The sequence below is a fragment of the Pandoraea captiosa genome (assembly GCF_902459775.1).
Taxonomy (GTDB): Bacteria; Pseudomonadota; Gammaproteobacteria; order Burkholderiales; family Burkholderiaceae; genus Pandoraea; species Pandoraea captiosa.
Genome location: NZ_CABPSQ010000002.1, coordinates 967,420 through 983,595 on the forward strand (window position 1 = coordinate 967,420; position 16,176 = coordinate 983,595).

General features: G+C 63.2%; 13 protein-coding genes. 5 read left to right on the forward strand and 8 right to left on the reverse strand.

The genetic code is table 11. The features are described 5' to 3' along the window. Window positions 1–418 precede the first annotated feature (418 nt). The 3 genes from PCA31118_RS09605 to PCA31118_RS09615 all read left to right on the forward strand — a co-directional run bounded on the left by PCA31118_RS09605 (window position 419) and on the right by PCA31118_RS09615 (window position 3,820). A complete protein-coding gene (locus PCA31118_RS09605; RefSeq protein WP_150625197.1) occupies window positions 419–964 on the forward strand; it encodes a carboxymuconolactone decarboxylase family protein in 546 nt (181 codons plus the stop codon). 427 nt (window positions 965–1,391) lie between these two features. After that, window positions 1,392–2,711, forward strand: coding sequence for an MFS transporter (locus tag PCA31118_RS09610; protein WP_150624980.1), 1,320 nt, complete (start codon window positions 1,392–1,394; stop codon window positions 2,709–2,711). Between the two features lie 128 nt (window positions 2,712–2,839). Continuing rightward, entirely contained in the window at window positions 2,840–3,820 is a 981-nt protein-coding gene (locus PCA31118_RS09615; RefSeq protein ID WP_150624981.1) for a M14 family metallopeptidase, read from the forward strand. Between the two features lie 101 nt (window positions 3,821–3,921). Here the strand turns inward: PCA31118_RS09615 and PCA31118_RS09620 are convergent, their stop codons facing one another. From PCA31118_RS09620 to PCA31118_RS09630, 3 genes are all read right to left on the reverse strand, one after another. Then, window positions 3,922–5,370: a GntP family permease gene (locus PCA31118_RS09620; RefSeq protein ID WP_150624982.1), complete on the reverse strand. Its 1,449-nt coding sequence runs from the start codon at window positions 5,368–5,370 to the stop codon at window positions 3,922–3,924. Beyond that, window positions 5,371–6,390, reverse strand: a complete 1,020-nt coding sequence (locus PCA31118_RS09625; RefSeq protein ID WP_246190176.1) for a patatin-like phospholipase family protein — start codon at window positions 6,388–6,390, stop codon at window positions 5,371–5,373. A 417-nt stretch (window positions 6,391–6,807) separates the two neighbouring features. After that, entirely contained in the window at window positions 6,808–7,278 is a 471-nt protein-coding gene (locus tag PCA31118_RS09630; RefSeq protein ID WP_246190151.1) for a winged helix-turn-helix transcriptional regulator, read from the reverse strand. 155 nt (window positions 7,279–7,433) lie between these two features. Between PCA31118_RS09630 and PCA31118_RS09635 the strand changes: the two genes are divergently transcribed. Next, the gene (locus PCA31118_RS09635) at window positions 7,434–8,435 is read left to right on the forward strand and encodes an LLM class flavin-dependent oxidoreductase (protein ID WP_150624984.1); all 1,002 of its coding nucleotides are present in this window, start codon (window positions 7,434–7,436) and stop codon (window positions 8,433–8,435) included. A 167-nt stretch (window positions 8,436–8,602) separates the two neighbouring features. Here PCA31118_RS09635 and PCA31118_RS09640 read toward each other — a convergent pair whose 3' ends face one another. Both PCA31118_RS09640 and PCA31118_RS09645 read right to left on the reverse strand, forming a co-directional pair. Continuing rightward, complete coding sequence (locus PCA31118_RS09640; protein ID WP_150624985.1) at window positions 8,603–9,871, reverse strand: NAD(P)/FAD-dependent oxidoreductase; 1,269 nt, start codon at window positions 9,869–9,871, stop codon at window positions 8,603–8,605. Window positions 9,872–10,019: 148 nt separating this feature from the next. Next, window positions 10,020–10,853, reverse strand: coding sequence for an aldo/keto reductase (locus tag PCA31118_RS09645; protein WP_150624986.1), 834 nt, complete (start codon window positions 10,851–10,853; stop codon window positions 10,020–10,022). 609 nt (window positions 10,854–11,462) lie between these two features. On the opposite strand from PCA31118_RS09645, the gene PCA31118_RS09650 reads away from it, so the two are divergent. Beyond that, on the forward strand, window positions 11,463–12,035 hold the full coding sequence (locus PCA31118_RS09650; protein WP_150624987.1) for a cytochrome b: 573 nt from the start codon (window positions 11,463–11,465) through the stop codon (window positions 12,033–12,035). A 148-nt stretch (window positions 12,036–12,183) separates the two neighbouring features. Here PCA31118_RS09650 and PCA31118_RS09655 read toward each other — a convergent pair whose 3' ends face one another. The 3 genes from PCA31118_RS09655 to PCA31118_RS09665 all read right to left on the reverse strand — a co-directional run bounded on the left by PCA31118_RS09655 (window position 12,184) and on the right by PCA31118_RS09665 (window position 16,101). Further along, on the reverse strand, window positions 12,184–14,445 hold the full coding sequence (locus tag PCA31118_RS09655; protein ID WP_246190152.1) for a TonB-dependent receptor family protein: 2,262 nt from the start codon (window positions 14,443–14,445) through the stop codon (window positions 12,184–12,186). Between the two features lie 206 nt (window positions 14,446–14,651). Next, window positions 14,652–15,149 (reverse strand): DUF2946 family protein, encoded by a 498-nt coding sequence (locus PCA31118_RS09660; protein ID WP_150624988.1) that lies wholly within the window; start codon window positions 15,147–15,149, stop codon window positions 14,652–14,654. Between the two features lie 235 nt (window positions 15,150–15,384). Further along, entirely contained in the window at window positions 15,385–16,101 is a 717-nt protein-coding gene (locus PCA31118_RS09665; RefSeq protein WP_150624989.1) for an OmpW/AlkL family protein, read from the reverse strand. Window positions 16,102–16,176: the final 75 nt, after the last annotated feature.

Sequence of the window (16,176 nt, forward strand, 5' to 3'; positions counted from 1 at the left end):
CCGATTTGCGGGGCGCCGAATCCCGCGTTGCTGAAGCGAAAAATCCAACTGCGGGTCCTACGTCCCCCACACGCACGCGATAACGGAATTCAGGTCCTTGAGAACCGTCATTTTTCATCGGGATTGTTGACGAATGACGGTTTTCGTTCGACTTTATGCGTTTCTCCCCCTCAGGTTTCCTCGCGATAGTCACGTCACGGCCTCCAATCAAAAAATTCCATCAACGAGCAAGTTGATACGCCCGGATGGATTGTTACGCCTGACCGAAAGCTGTGTTTGCCGAAGGCTCTCCCAACGAATTCTTGTTTCCATTAGGGTTGCAGCAGTTGCATATGAGCGGCGGCGTTCCTTAAATCTGACTGATTTTTCCGACGCAACTCAGATGAACAGTGAAACTCTTTTAGAAAAGGACCCAAAGATGACTCGCATGTCTACGATCGATGTTGCATCCGCTACCGGCCTGACCGCAGAGCTTTTTACCAGCATCAAGCGCGGCCTTGGCAAAGTGCCGAATGCATACGCGACCATCGGTTCGCAATCGCCCATCGCGCTCCAATCGTTGCTGACCGTCAACGCGGCCCTGAAATCAAGTGGTGCACTGTCGGCGAAGGAACTGGAAGCGATCAACCTTGCCATCAGCGAAAACAGCGGCTGCGACTATTGCCTCGCTGCACACACACTGGCGGGCAAAATGGCAGGCTATACCGCAGAGCAGATGCGCGAGCTACGCGCCGGTGGTCTGAGCGCCGATGCAAAGATCGATGCTCTCGTCAAGTTTGCGCTGACGCTGGTACGCACATCGGGAACGGTACCCCAAATCACGTTGGATAGCGTCCGCCAAGCGGGATATAGCGATGTGCAGGTGACGGAAGCCATCTTCGCAGTCACCGCAATCCTGACGACCAATATCTTCAATCGCGTCAACGACACGACTTTGGACTTCCCTCCCGCATCGCAAAGCTAAGGATCAGCAGATTCACGCCTGTGATGTGATCTCGGCGACGAGTATCGTCGCCATCCATTGACAATGACAACGTGCGGCGCCGTTTTGACGGCATGTCATTCGCACGCGCACGGGCGCACGACATGATCGTCGTAAATGGCAAGGTGCTGACCGGCTCGACGCGTCCGCGCGTACCGCGGGGGAATTTCTCGGTGTCTATTGAGGGGCGGCAGGCGCTGGATCCTGTGACGGAGTTCATTGTTTTGCATCAAGCTGGTGCCCATCCGCTCCAATCAGCACCTTTGCGTGCCGAATCGGCACGAAGTGCCATTTTGCGCCGCCTACACTCCGCTTCCTGAGACTGGCAGACGGCCATGCGCGCGCTCGGCGCGCCCACAGGCCGTCCACACACCGATTTTCAACGCCAGCGAGCCTCCAGGAGCCAGGAATGACCGGTAACACCAAGCCCCATAACCCGTGGCGCGAGATCTGCGCGGCGAGTATCGGAAACGCACTCGAGTTCTACGATCTGCTGATCTATGGCTACTTCGCCATCGTGATCGGTCAGTTGTTCTTCCCCGCGCACGACGCCACCACGTCGTTGCTGCTCTCCGTGGGCACGTTCGGCATCTCGTTCGTCACGCGTCCGCTGGGCTCGATCATCCTCGGCAGTTATGCCGACCGGGCGGGCCGCAAGGCGTCGCTCACGGTGTCCATCGGCCTCATGATGGTCGGCACGGCCATGATCGCGTTTGCACCGACCTACGAGCAGATCGGCATTCTCTCGCCCCTCATGATCATCGTCGCGCGCATGCTGCAAGGCTTCTCGACAGGCGGTGAGTTCGGCGCTGCCACGGCCTTCATGGTCGAGCACGCCGACGCCAAGCGGCGCGGTTTCTTTGCCAGCTGGCAGATGTCCACGCAGGGTCTCGCGACGGTGCTCGCCGCCGGCGTTTCCGCACTGCTGAGCCTGCTGCTCACCGCCGACCAACTGAGCGCATGGGGGTGGCGTATTGCCTTCGCCGTGGGCCTGCTCATCGGGCCGGTGGGTCTCTATATCCGCCGCAACATCGACGAAACCGCCGACTTCAAGAAGCTCGGCGAGAAGCAGCGCGAGAAGTCCCCGCTTCGCGAAGTGTTCGGACGCGATCGCGCCAACATGCTGCTCGGCGCCGGTGTCGTGGCGGCCGCGACCGCGTTCAACTACGTCCACAAGCTCTACATGCCGACGTACGCCGTCAAGCAACTGCACATCCCGGCCACGTCGTCGTTCATCGGCGCTGTGGTGACGGGTGTGATGCTGATGATCGCCGCACCCGTCGTGGGCCATTTGTCGGATCGCTTCGGCCGCATTCGCGTCATGCTTTGGGCGCTCATTGCCGTGGGCGTGACAACGTACCCGCTGTTCGTACTGCTCAACCGTTACCCGACATTCCAGACGCTGCTGATGGTGCAGGCGCTCGTCGGCCTGCTCATCGCCGTGAGCCTCGCACCGCTGCCCGCGCTGCTCGCGGACATTTTCCCGACGAGCACGCGTGGCACCGGTCTGGCCCTGTCGTACAACTTCTCGGTCACGCTCTTCGGCGGTTTCGCGCCGCTCATCGTGACCTGGCTCATCGACGCCACGCAGAACAAGCTCGCACCGAGCTTCTACGTGATGGCCACGGCCGTGCTCAGCATCACGGCGGTCACGGCGCTCGCGCGTCGTGTGCGGGCGGGCAAGATCGTCGGCATGACACACGGCACGCCGCGCGCGACGAAGGCATGACGCCCGCCTGACGAACGTCCGTCCCGACATCCGATGCACTGATTTCCGCTGCAACGACGACGTCCGCACTTCCCCTTGCGCGACGTCGTCCCTTTTTTTTGCAGCAAACCCTTGCGGAGCACTTATCCATGACCACGCTTGACGCGATCCGCGCCGCCTTGCCGGCGTACCCCATCGAAGTTTCGTTTCCCGACATCACCCGCTGGCGCGAAGGCAACACGGGTATCGACTACCTGCATACGTTCGACAGCGGCAAACCCGGCAAGCACGTCATGATCCTCGCGCTCACGCACGGCAATGAGGTGAGCGGCGCCATCGCCGTCGACGCGCTGCTGGCTTCAGGCCTGCGCCCGGTGTCGGGACGCCTGTCGCTGGGTTTCGGCAACGTGGGTGCGTATGAGGCGTTCAGCGCCGAGAACGCGGACGCCACGCGCTTTCTCGACGAAGACATGAACCGCGTGTGGACGCCCTCGACGCTCGACGGCGAGCGTCAGAGCCGCGAGCTCACGCGTGCGCGCGCGATGCGTCCGTTCATCGACACGGTGGATCTGCTGCTCGATATCCACTCGATGCATGAGGCTTCCGCGCCGCTGATGATGACCGGGCCGCTGGAGAAGGCGATTGCGCTCGCAGCGGAACTGGGCACGCCCGAGCATGTCATCATCGACAAGGGCCATGCCAACGGCACCCGCATGCGTGACTACGGCGGCTTCGGTGATCCGGCCAGCCCGAAGAACGCATTGCTCATCGAGACGGGGCAGCACTTCGCGAAGAGTGCGCGAGACGTGGCGCTCGACAGCGCTGCACGCTTCCTGCTGCACGCCGGTGTCGTGGCCGAGGCCGACGTGGCGTCTTTCCTCACGCAGACGCCGGCGCGACAGAAATTCGTCGAGATCACGCAGCCGGTGGTGGCGCGCTCGATGGACTTCCGCTTCTCGCAACCCTTCACGGGGCTGGAAGTGATCGAGAAAGCCGGTACCGAGATCGCGCGCGACGGCGACGACGTGATCGTCACGCCTTACGACAACTGCGTGATCGTGCAGCCGTCGATGCGTCATCTGGGGGTGAACGTGACGATGATGCGTCTGGGACGTTTGCTGGATCGCTGAGCACTCGGCGACCCCGGAAACTGACACAAGTCACTCGATGCGGGCCGGTATTGCACCGGCCCGTTTTCTTTTGAGCGCGCGCGTGATGTCGCGCTGTGGCCTCAGAACGTGCCGACCAGCGAACCGACGACGATCACCGCCACCAGCGCGATCAGCGCGCTCACGATGCTCGTCATGACGATGTCGAGATAGCTCTCCCGGTGCGTGCTGCCGCAGACCGCCAGCAACGTGACGACCGCGCCGTTGTGCGGCAGGCTGTCGAGCGTGCCCGAAGCGATGACGGCGACGCGGTGCATCAGGGCGGGGTCGATGCCGTGCTGCGCGGCGAGGCTCACGTAGGCGGGGCCCAGCGCATCGAGGGCAATCGTCAGTCCACCCGATGCGGAACCCGTGATGGCGGCGAGCAGGTTGGCCGAGAGCGCGAGCGAGACCAGCGGTCCACCGTCGATGGACAGCACCCAGTCGCGCACCAGTTCGAAGCCCGGCAGGGCTGCGATGACCCCGCCGTATCCGACGAGACTTGCCGTACACATGATGGGCAGCACCGAGGCGTTGGCACCGGCATCCATCGTTTTGCGAAGGGCGGGCAGGCGCCGCCATTGCAGGATCACCAGCACCAGAATGGCGCTCGCCAGCGCCACGCAAACGCCCCAGACCCCGGCAACGCTTTGCAGCGTGATGCCGCCCCATCTCGGCTCGGCGAGGAAGCTGGCGTCCAGTCGCGGGAAGACGATCACGTTCATCACGAAGTTGCCTGCAATCACCACGAGCAACGGCAGCGTGGCAGTGAAGACGCCGGGCAGGGCGTCGTGGCGATGGCCCTGCTCGATTTCCGCCGGATCGAATTCGCGCGCGACGCTGGCGCGCTCGCGCACGACCGTCGGATCGGCGGCCTTGTCCCATACCTCCTGGTCCGCGTAACCATGTCCGCTGCGACGTGCCTGTGCTTCGCGCCACGACAGCCACCAAAGCCCCACGCCCAGCATGATCGCCGAGGCCATCAGGCCCAGTCCGGGCGCGGCAAACGGCGTGGTGCCGAAGAAAGGCATCGGGATGGCGTTCTGAATGGCCGGGGTGCCGGGCATGGCGGACATCGTGAAGGTCGAGGTCCCCAGGGCGATAGCGGCAGGCATCAGGCGCACCGGAATGTCGGCCTCGCGAAAGAGTGCATGCGCCATGGGGGCGAGCACGAAAAACGCCACGAAGAGACTCACGCCGCCGTAGGTCACGAGGGCTCCCCCGAGGACCACGGCGAACATCGCGCGTCGTGCACCGAGCTTCTCGGTCAGAAAGGCGGCGATGGCGCGCACGGCACCGCTGTCTTCCATCAGCTTGCCGAACAACGCACCGAGCAGGAACAGCGGGAAGAACTGGGCGACGAAGCGCGCGGCGTTCTGCATGAACGTCTGCGTCCAGTGCGCGAGGATCGGTTCACCGGAGAGCGCGGCGGCGAGCATGGCCGCCGCAGGCGCGAGCAACAGCACGCTCCACCCGCGATACGCGAGCCAGACGAGTAGCGCCAGCCCGATCAGAATGCCGGCGAGCTCCATTCAGGGGGCCTCCTGCAACGGATCGAAATCGAGCGACGAGCGATGACCGAGGTCCGCGCCGTGCGCGCGCAGGAAAGCATCCGCGCAGCGGCGTCCCTCGTCGCGCAGCATCACGAGGAAGTCCCATTCGGCCGAGAGCTTCGACGAGTAACCGAGCGACGTCATCATGTCGCTCGCGATCCGGTGCATGCGCATCTGCGCCCAGCGTTTGCCTTCCTCGCTCCCGGCGTCCACGACCTGACGCAACACCGCGATCATCCGCAGTTCCTTGAGCAGTGTGGCGTTGAACGATACCTCGTTGACGCGGTTCAGAATCTCGCGCGCCGAGCGCGGCACTTCGTTCCGCTCGACCGGATTCACCTGGACGAGGATGGTGTCGCACGATACGGTCTCGCGCACGAGTGGCGTGATCGACGGGTTCCCCGCGTAACCGCCGTCCCAGTACGGTTCGCCGTCGATGTCGATGGCGCGGTAGAGCATGGGCAGGCAGGCGGAGGCGAGCAGGACGTCCGGCGTTATCTCGGCGTTGCGAAAGACACGGCCGCGCCCGGTTCGCACGTTCGTCGCGGTGATAAACAGCTGGATGTCGCTCGGTGCGGTGGCTTTGGCGATGCCGTCGAAATCGATGTGATCGGCCAGCAGTCGACGCAGCGGATTGAATTCGAGGGGGGCGAGATCGTAGGGCGACACGACGCGTGCGGCCAGATCGAAGAACATGAAGAACGGCGAATTATCGAGCGACCAGCGCCCGAGCACGATGTCGAGCGGCGTGCGGCGCAACGGACTGAATCGTCCTGCATGCGCCACGTCTCGCCAGAACTGTTCGAGCGCGCCGCGCGCGGCATCAGGGCCGCCCCGGGCATAGCCGGTCGCCAGCACCGCCGCATTCATGGCCCCGGCGGACGTGCCGGAGATGCCCTCGATGTGAAACGGCGCATTGGCCGTGTCGTGCGAGATCGCCTCGAGCAGGCGATCGAGAACACCCCAGGTGAACGCGCCGTGCGCGCCACCGCCCTGCAAGGCGAGGTCGACGGGAACGGTCGTGCGGGCGCTGGACGACGCGCGCTTGGTGCTAGCGGTACTGGCGGCGCTGGTGGCGCTGTCCGCACTGTCATGACGTGCCGGTCGTGGCGCCTGAGGCGGACGTTGGGTGGGGCGGGAGCGTGGCATGGTCCCTCGGCGATGCGGCGTTGCCGCTGGGTTCGTGGCGAGAGTACGGTGGCAGCAGGTACGCAGTTTGCGCTGCAACATAACCACTGTCTCAGATAAACATGAAATGGGCAACCTCGCGGCGCGGTCGGTTGCCGGGTGCGGGCGTGAGGTGTCGTGCGCTGCCGTGAAGTGACCGCTATGCCGCGCAGCATTGGGCGGCGCGGGAGTGGCCGCATGGGCTCGCATGGGCAGGCGCGGGGCGCCTGGGAAGGTCTGAGGCGGGCGTCAGGCAGCGTGCTTTACGTTGGCAGCGGCGTCGCCGTTTGTATTGCGGTCTGTGTCGTGATCCGTGTCGTCATCCGTGGCGGTATCCCCGCCAGGCAAGCCATCCCGCGACGGTTTTCCACGACGCAGGCTGAGTTGCGCCAGTACGTCGGCGTGCTGATTGCCCCAGCGGTACAGCATTTCGATCGGCTCGATGAACAACTCGCCCAGTGGGGTGAGCGAGTACTCGACCTTCGGCGGCACGACCGCATAGACCTCCCGGTGAATCAGGCCATCGCGTTCGAGTTCACGCAGCGTCTGGGTGAGCATCTTTTTCGAAATGCCGGGCAGACGGCGCTGTAGTTCGCCGGTGCGCGTGGTGCCGCATTGCAGGGCGTAGAGCACCATGCTCGTCCACTTCACGCTGAAGAGCTCCAGCACACGACGCGGCACGCAGGTTTCCTCGAAGACAAAGGGTTCGCGTTTGCTCATGGTAACCAAATGGTGACTATTCAACTAAAAGGTGCCTACTGGGGATTTTGACCCTTCGTCACTATACTTTGTGACCATAGTGCGCGTCACCCCGTGAGCGTGATGTTCGAGACGTCAGGCTGGGTTCCGTCGCGCGCAGGCTAACGGAGAACTCAATGAGCAGTTTGTCGAAAACCGCCATCTCGATGCTGGATCTGGTGCCGGTGCGCGCCGGTGGCACGGTGGCTGAGGCCCTGAAGCAGTCCACGGAACTGGCGCAGCACGTCGAGCGGCTCGGTTTCACGCGTTTCTGGCTGGCCGAACACCACAATATGGACGGCATCGCGAGTTCCGCAACATCGCTGCTGATCGGGCATATCGCCGACAAGACGTCGCGCATTCGTGTCGGCTCGGGCGGCGTGATGCTGCCGAATCATCCGCCGCTGGTCATTGCCGAGCAATTCGGTACGCTCGCGGCGTTGTATCCGGGGCGCATCGACCTCGGGCTCGGCCGCGCGCCAGGGGCCGATCAGGCGACGATGCGAGCGTTGCGTCGTGACCGCCTGGGCAACGGCGACGATTTTCCCGAGCAGGTGGCCGAGTTGCGGGCGTTGCTCGCGCCGGCCCAACCGGGGCAACGGCTCGTTGCGACACCGGGGGCGGGAAGTGACATCCCGGTGTGGTTGCTGGGCTCGTCGCTGTACTCGGCGCAACTCGCAGCGCACCTTGGTTTGCCGTATGCATTTGCATCCCACTTCGCGCCTCGCTTCCTGTTCGACGCGATTCGCATCTACCGCGAGCTATTCCGTCCTTCGGCGGTGCTCGACAAACCATACGTGATGGTGGGTGCGCCGGTCATCGCGGCACCGACCGATGAAGAGGCAGCATTCCTTGCAACGTCGTCGCAGCAAAAAATTCTCGCGCTCATGCGCGGACAAAGCCTGAAGCTGCAACCGCCGGTAAGCGATATGGACGAACGCTGGGATCCGGCCGAGCAGCATTCGGTGGAAGCGTTCCTCGGCGTGGCCGTGGTCGGCGGCCCGGAGCGTGTCAAAGCGGGGTTGTCGGATCTGGTGGAGCGCACGCAGGCCGACGAACTGATGCTGGTCTCGGACATCTACGATCCGGCGCTGCGCCTGCGCTCGTGCGACATCGTGGCGGCGGTCTGCCAGGGCTGACGGTCGATCCGTCGGTAGGCGCGGCGGTAGGGATGGCGATCGATTGCCGATCAATACGCCGACCAATACGCCGACCAATACGCCGATCAATATGCCCATCGATATGCCGATCGCCATGTAATCGATGCCGGCGCGTGCAGGTGTGGCGTACGCCACGCCGCATGCCGTCAACGAAATCGCCCGATGGAGAACGGGGACAGATCGATCGCCGGCCGGTCACCACTGACGAGTCCGGCGATAATGCGCCCGGTCGACGCGGCTGCCGTCAGGCCTACGTGGCCGTGCCCGAACGCGTAGAACGCATTCGGCACTTTCGACGCGGCGCCGAGCACCGGCAACGAATCGGGCGTACTCGGTCGGAATCCCTGCCAGCGCGCCCCGTCGACCGACTGCGTAGTCCTGGCGCCTGGCACGGCGCCCGGAAACATTTTGTGCAACTGCCTGATTAGCAGGTCGGCGCGTCGCCAGTTCGGCGGCGCTTGCAGACCGGCGAGCTCGACCGTGCCAGCACCGCGAAGGCGGCCATTCATTGGCGTGGCAAACAATTTGCCTTCTGCCCACATCACCGGACGTGAAGGCATCTCTTCGGGCGCCGGAATTTCCACGTGGTAACCACGTTCGGTATCGAACACGAGGTTGTCGCCCAACTGCCGTACGAATGGCGCCGACCAGGCACCCGCTGCGACGACGACGGCGCTGGCGGCTTCGCGTCCCTTGTCGGTATGCACGGCGACGGCCTGCGCGCCGTTGGTCTCGATTGCCGTGGCGGCAGCATCGACAACCCGCCCACCGCGTGCGACGACCTGCGCCGTCAGGCGAGCCAGCAGCGCCCCCGGATCCGACGTGTGTCCCGTCTCGCTGATGTACCGCGCGCCGATGAAGTCGCTCGACAGCGTTGGCTCGAATTCGCGCAACGCGCCTGCATCCAGGGTCTCGATCTGCACGCCGTTCTCGCGACGCAGCGCCATGCCGCCTTCGTCGCCCGACATGCCGCGCTCGCTCGAATACGCAATGAGGTAACCGCGGCGCGTGACCAGATCGTTCGCCCCGGCATCGTCGAGCAGCGGTGCATAGGCCTCGAGCGCCGGGCCGAGCAGCGCACGCAATGCACGCGCCTGCGCAGCAACGCGTGCGGGCTGGCTCGCGGCAATGAAACGCATGAGCCAAGGCACCATGCGCGGAAGGTAGCGCCACCGCAGCACCAGCGGCCCGTCCGGTTGCATGAGCCATCCCGGCACCTGCCAGAGCACACCGGGCATGGCGATGGGAACGACCGACGAGCCGTTGATGCAGCCGGCATTGCCCAATGACGCGGCCTGTCGCGCCGACTGCCGGTCCACGAGAGTGACGGCGTGCCCGGCACGCTGAAGATAGGCGGCGGTACACACACCGACCAAACCGCCCCCGATAACGACAACGGGACGTGAATCGCTCATGAACGCGCCCTGCGAAAAATCGAAAACGCGTAGTGTACTGCCTGTGTGCTGTCAGGGCACTGCCGGGGCACTGACAGGGCACCGGGTCAAGCACTTACAGCCGGGCATCGTCGAATTCCACGCGTGCTTGCCGACGCCGCGCCAACGGTCAAATCATTTCCAGCGGACGCTTGCGTGACGGCGCTTCGAAGTGGTGGTCCAGCAACGCGAGTTCTTCCTTCGTCAGTTCGATGTCGTGCGCTGCGCGATTGGCGCGCACGTGGGCTTCGGAGCCGGCCTTCGGAATCGCGATGACCCCGGGGCGGCTCATGACCCAGGCGAGGGCGATCTGCAATGGCTCGACATGTCGTTTGCGCGCCATCTCACCCAGCACGCCGCCTGTCGGCAGCCGCCCTTGCTCGATCGGGGAGTACGCCATCATCGGAAGTTTGCGCGCGGCAAGCCACGGCGCCAGATCGTATTCGGGACCGCGTCGCGACAAATTGAACAGCACCTGATCGGTCGCACATGCGTCGCCACCCGGCGCGTCGAACAGTTCCTCCATGTCGTCCGTATCGAAGTTGCTCACCCCCCATTGGCGAATCTTGCCCGCGTCGATCAATGCCTCGAAACCCGCAATCGTGTCCTCGAGCGGGACATCGCCCCGCCAGTGCAGCAAATACAGGTCGATGCGATCAGTGCGCAAACGGGAAAGGCTTCGTTCGCATGCGGCAACCACGCCACGCTTCGAGGCGTTGTGCGGATAGACCTTGCTCACGAGGAATACGTCGTCTCGCAGGCCGTCGAGCGCTTCGCCCACGAGACTCTCCGTCGCCCCTTCGCCGTACATCTCAGCGGTGTCGACCAGTGTCATGCCCAGCGACACGCCGAGCCGCAACGCAGCGATTTCCTCGCGACGCCGCTCGGGCTTCTCACCCATCATCCATGTGCCCTGACCCAGCACCGGCACCTTGTCGCCCTGAGGGAAAGCAATCTTTCGCATGATCTGTCCTCCTGGATTTCTGTGACCGATTTTGATGACCATTATCTGCCTGCAAGTCGAACGATGACCAGAGCGGTGAGGGCTTCACGCAACACTTCGAGGCGGCGTCCTATCTTTTGCTTCGGATTCGTCCTAGACATGGTGCAGAGATATCCGCTTTTGCATTCGTACCGCCAATCTCTCGGATAGTTCACAACCACGGTGCCATCGTGCGGCGATACGCTGGTCTCACCGATGCACATTGCGAATGTTGCTCCGCAGCGAGACGGCTCGGTGAAGGCTCCAGCGATGTGCATCGGTGCGTGGTTCCGGGCAGAGAAAGGGATTGCTGCGAGACAGAAATGAAGCGGAAAAAGAAAGCCCCGCGAAGGGGGCTTTAAAGGCCGACCGGGCTTGCGTCGGCCAAGGAGGTTCAACGGTCGGACGGGAATTGAGGATGTGTTCGCGCCGCAGACACATTGTCGGCAATGCTGTGCAACCGATGAGGAGGAGGAATCCGAATGTCGCAAGGAAGATCGAGTAACAAAATGTGACGATTTGCGACCTTTTCGTGACAGGACGCGAACGCGATAATGTGGACACCCAAAACAGCAGAGGAGTCCCCCCGAGATGGCCAAAGCGATCAAGTTCCATTCACTCGGCTCGTCGCTCTCGCCGATCGAACGCTATGCACCACCGGCGATCTTTTTTCACTGGGCCGTCGCCTTGCTGATCGTGATCGCGTATGCGGCCGTGATTACGAAGGGATATCTGCCGAAGGGGAGTGCGCCACGCGCGCTGTCCATGACCATTCACGAATGGGCTGGCATTGCGGTGCTGGTTCTGGCCGTTCCGCGCCTGTTGTGGCGACTGATCAAGGGGGCGCCGGGCGCATTACCCGGTCAGGGAAGGCTCGTGCGTTTCGGATCGTCGGTCGTGCACTTGCTGCTGTACGTATTTCTATTTGCGCAGCCGGTGCTGGGGTATCTCACGCTCAACGCCGGCGGACATGTGCTGACGATTCCGGGGCTCGATCTCGCGCTCCCGCAGTTCATCGGAAAGGATGACGAGTTGCGCGGGTCGATCAAGGGCATCCACGAAACGCTGGGAAGCGCGTTTTACTGGGTCATCGGGCTGCATGCGCTGGCTGCCCTGTGGCACCACTACTTCCGTCGCGACGACACGCTGCGTCGCATCGTTTGATACGACGCAGCGTGTCGCGGCGACAGTGACGAGATGACGCGATGACGGGACGCGCGGCGCCTGATTGACGTCGCGCATCGCAAGCGCATCGCAAGCGTGCCAATGCGCCGCATCGCGGGTTGCCCTCGCAGAAGCGACGCGTGCGCGCTCAGAACGCCATCCGCACGCCAGCGAACACGCTGCGCCCATCACCCGGGTAGAACACGGCAGTGTTCGCGGTTCGGGCGTCCGTCACCGTGCTGAAGTCGGAGACATAGCGCTTGTCGGTCAGGTTACGGGCATCGACGTAAAACGTCACGCCGCGCTCAAGCCGATACGACGCCTGCAAACCAATGAGTGTGTAACCGGGCACGCGCATCGTATTCGCATAGTCGACCCAGGCGCCGGTGGGCACCCAGTCGAGCGATGCCGAGACTTGCAAGCGATTCGTCAGGGCGTAGCCGAGCGTCGTGCGCAGAACGTGCGTCGGCACGCCGGCAATACGATTGTTTCCGTATTGAGGGTCATTCTGGAAGCGGAAGTCGCTGTAGTTCCAGATCTGCGACAGCGTTACGCGATCGCCCGTCGCCACCACGTTCTTTAACAAATCGACTGAAGCGCCAACTTCAAGACCTTGCAGCACCGTCTTGTTCGCATTGAACGTGGACGCCGGCACATCGGGATTCGTCGTGTATTGCAGCAACTGATCGCGCACGAGCGAACGGTAGGCCGTAAGGTCCCATGCCACCCGATCGAGCTTGCCGCGCGTGCCGACTTCGAGGGTCCAGGCATGCTGCGACGCGAGCGGCACGAAGCGGGACGTCGCGCCGAAGGTTTGCGACAGGTCGGTGAAGTCGGGTACATCGGCACTGCGCGTGACATCGATGAACGCCTGGATGTCCTTGCGCGGTTCCCAGATAAGACCGATCTTCGGATTCACACCGGAGTAGGCCGCGCTGGTCGAGCGATAGTTGGCGTCGCCGGGCAGACCGCCGTAGTCGATGTACTGACGTACGTCGCGATAGGCCTTTGCGCCGACCATCAGCCCCAGTGTCGGCAGGAAGAACAGGCGGTTCTCGAAATACGCTTCGTAGTTGTACGCGCTCTGGCGGGAGTCGAGCGTTTGCGCGCCTCGGTTGCCGTTCACGTTGACATATTGATCGGCCTTGGTATTGCCGCCGAAGAAGCGCGCACCGACGATCAGGTCGTTGCGCATGCCCGCAAGTGTCAGGTTTGCCGTGTATCGCGGCGCGACGCCGTAGGTCCAACCGTCCTGATCGATGACCTGAAAGATCGGGTGATAGAGACTCTTGTGAATGACCCATGACGCAATGTCGAGTTGACCGACATCGAAGCGGATGGTCGTCAGGTTGCCCAGTCGCTCGGTACGCGTATTGCGCGCCTGATCGCCGAAGACGGCCGACGCTGCGGCTTTCGTAGGATTGTTGAGTGCGTCGAAGAGCGAGAGCGTACCGGGCAGTTTCTGATCGACGATGTAAGCGCCGAAGAAGAATCGCGTTTCAACCCGCGGTGAAAACTTGTACCCGACGTTCGCATTGATTTGGGCGTAATTGCCCTTGGCGTGATCGCGGTAACCGTCGGAGCGATTGAGTGTGACAGTGGCCAGCGCATCGAGCGGGCCAAAGATGCGCGACATCTGACCACTCGCGCGCACGGTGCCGAAACTGCCGCCTTCCACTCGGAACTGATTGGGCGCGTCTGCGGTGTAGGCCGTGGGCGTGACGAAATTCAGGGCGCCGCCCAGCGTGGTTGAACCGTAGGTCAGGCCGTTCCCGCCCTTGTAGATTTCGGTGGAGCGCAGGCCCATCGGGTCGATCTGGTAGTAGTCGCCGCTACCGTCTGCCGAGTTGGTCGGAATACCGTCCTGGAGAATTTCCAATCCCCGTACGTGATAGCCGCGTGCAATGCCCGAGCCACGAATCGACAGGCGAAGCTCCTGACCGTATCGATTTTGAACGAACACGCCGGGACTGTCTTTGAGCACGTCGCGCAAGTTGAACGCGTAAGTGTTCTGATACGCATCGGCATCGACAAAGCCAACCGACCCTGCCGTCTGGAAGAGATTGGCTTTCTGCTCGTCGACACTCGGTGAGGTGAGTGATTCCGCCGGCGCGGTAACCGTTGTGGTCGGCAGCGTGGCTGCCGGCGCGCCGCTGCCTTGTGCCGCAGCGGGGACGGCGGTCTGCGCCAGTTGCCATGCCGGTGCCGGTGTGGCCGTGCTTGCTGTCAGTTCGTTCGTATGCGCGCTGGCGTGCTGGCCAGCGTGAGTTGCTGCATGCGTGGCGTCGACGGTGAGACTCAGGCCGGTCGCCGCCGGATCGTTAGTGAGTGCGTGTGCGGTGCCGCCCAGCGAGGCAAGGGCGAGCGCGATGGCCGTTTGCAACGGCTTCTGCGTCATGGGACGTGACATGAAAGTCTCTCTCGCGACCGTGCGACGGTCGCTCGTTGATCGATCGTAATGTGGTGAACGCGACGAGGCCGCGCAAGGCACGGAAGACAGTCAGATATCCGTGCAACATGCGCGAAGACGGCGCACGCGAGCGAAGCTCGGCGCGTTGGGAAAGTGCGGCGCGTTCGACGAAATCCGCCTGGCATCAAGGCCTGGCGGTCGAGGGATCAGGCGGGGAGAGACGGCGGCGCTCGCGCCAGGGCATCGGCGAAACGCACGCGTGGGAAGTACGACACCAACGCCCGGGGGGCGACGTCGATGCCGCCTCGTGCGGCGGGCGGGGGGGTATGGAACTCGGTGGTGACGAGCGGTTGGTGCGCCCACAGCGCACAGTAGCCGCACTTCTCCCAATGGTCCGCGGAGGCTAGCGAGTGATCGGTGCCGGCATGGCTGCTTTGCAGGCCTGCAGGCTGCGCATGCGCGGGAGGCGCCTGCGCGTCGTCGTGCCCGCTGTGGCCGTCATGGGCGGGCTCGCGCAGCGCCTGCGCGCGCGGGGTGGTGTTCGCACCCAGCGCGGCTTGCGTGCCTTGCACGGTGCAGTAGACCGCGAACGGGTCCTGCTGGGTGGCAGCGCGCCACTGCGCGATCGCCGGCATGAGCGCTGCCAGCAGGATCGCAAGCAAGGCGATCCCGATGGCGACGCGATGCTGACGGAGCTTGCGCATGACTTGACCGGGTAATGGAAGGTTGAGGCCAACGCGTCATGGGCGAATATCTTCATGACATATTCGGATAACGGCGTCCCTCAGGGAACCAGCCATTGTAGGTGCTGTCGTCGCGCGGCGTAAATGCTTTGCGTTCTCATGTAGGGAAGACGCGACAATTTGACGCATCGCTCCCATCTTCGACGCGAGGAGAGTTGCGCCACGCTCCCCGGTGCGTGGCGATCCTTGCCGGCTGCTAGAACTTCATGCCCACACCGACACCGACGATCAGCGGATCGATGTGCAGCGTTCCGAGATCCGTGCCGGCCAGCGAGGTATCCGTCTTCATCCAGATCTTCTTGATGTCGATGTTGAAGAACAGATTTTTCGTCATCTGAATGTCCACACCGGCTTGCAGTGCCGGACCGACGCTGTGGTTCTTGATCTCGATGGGCGTGCCGCCCGCGTTGAGATTGCTGTTCCAGAAGCGGGTGTAGTTGATGCCTGCACCCACGTACGGACGAATTTTGCCTGCGTGGTTGAAGTGGTATTGCAACAGCAGTGTGGGCGGCAGCACGTTCACGCCGCCGAGGTGGCCGATGCTCGATGTCAGTTGATGACGAGACATCCCGAGAATCAGCTCGACGCCCACGTTGTCCAGAATCATGTACGTGAAATCGAGCTCGGGAACGATGGCGTTGTTGACCGTGACACCGAGCGAGGGCAACACGCTACCGCTTGCATGAGAGTCCGGCATGATGCCGATGGCACGCACGCGCGCCAGAATGTCCCCCGCGTAGATGCCCTGCGAGCTTTCCTTGATAAAGCCGAAGGTCCTGGTGGTCTGCGGCGTATCGGGCGCCGAGGTGGCGGACGTGTGCGAGGCGTTTTGTGCGTTGGCAGATGCGCTGCAGAAGGCGGCACCGGTAATCAATGCGGCTGCGATGGCCGCGGCGCCGAAGGCGGGCTTCATGATGTTTTCCAAAGTCGTGAATGAGCACGTCCGATGGTAGAAGCAGGTCGCCGCAGCGAATTTGACGCGCGTCAA

Bases quoted from the DNA above. Each gene is read 5' to 3' on its own strand.
- PCA31118_RS09610 (WP_150624980.1), top strand. From the start codon at position 1,392: ATGACCGGTAACACCAAGCCCCATAACCCGTGGCGCGAGATCTGCGCG.
- PCA31118_RS09660 (WP_150624988.1), bottom strand. From the start codon at position 15,149: ATGCGCAAGCTCCGTCAGCATCGCGTCGCCATCGGGATCGCCTTGCTT.
- PCA31118_RS09640 (WP_150624985.1), bottom strand. From the start codon at position 9,871: ATGAGCGATTCACGTCCCGTTGTCGTTATCGGGGGCGGTTTGGTCGGT.
- PCA31118_RS09635 (WP_150624984.1), top strand. From the start codon at position 7,434: ATGAGCAGTTTGTCGAAAACCGCCATCTCGATGCTGGATCTGGTGCCG.
- PCA31118_RS09650 (WP_150624987.1), top strand. From the start codon at position 11,463: ATGGCCAAAGCGATCAAGTTCCATTCACTCGGCTCGTCGCTCTCGCCG.
- PCA31118_RS09605 (WP_150625197.1), top strand. From the start codon at position 419: ATGACTCGCATGTCTACGATCGATGTTGCATCCGCTACCGGCCTGACC.
- PCA31118_RS09655 (WP_246190152.1), bottom strand. From the start codon at position 14,445: ATGTCACGTCCCATGACGCAGAAGCCGTTGCAAACGGCCATCGCGCTC.
- PCA31118_RS09645 (WP_150624986.1), bottom strand. From the start codon at position 10,853: ATGCGAAAGATTGCTTTCCCTCAGGGCGACAAGGTGCCGGTGCTGGGT.
- PCA31118_RS09630 (WP_246190151.1), bottom strand. From the start codon at position 7,278: ATGAGCAAACGCGAACCCTTTGTCTTCGAGGAAACCTGCGTGCCGCGT.
- PCA31118_RS09620 (WP_150624982.1), bottom strand. From the start codon at position 5,370: ATGGAGCTCGCCGGCATTCTGATCGGGCTGGCGCTACTCGTCTGGCTC.
- PCA31118_RS09615 (WP_150624981.1), top strand. From the start codon at position 2,840: ATGACCACGCTTGACGCGATCCGCGCCGCCTTGCCGGCGTACCCCATC.
- PCA31118_RS09665 (WP_150624989.1), bottom strand. From the start codon at position 16,101: ATGAAGCCCGCCTTCGGCGCCGCGGCCATCGCAGCCGCATTGATTACC.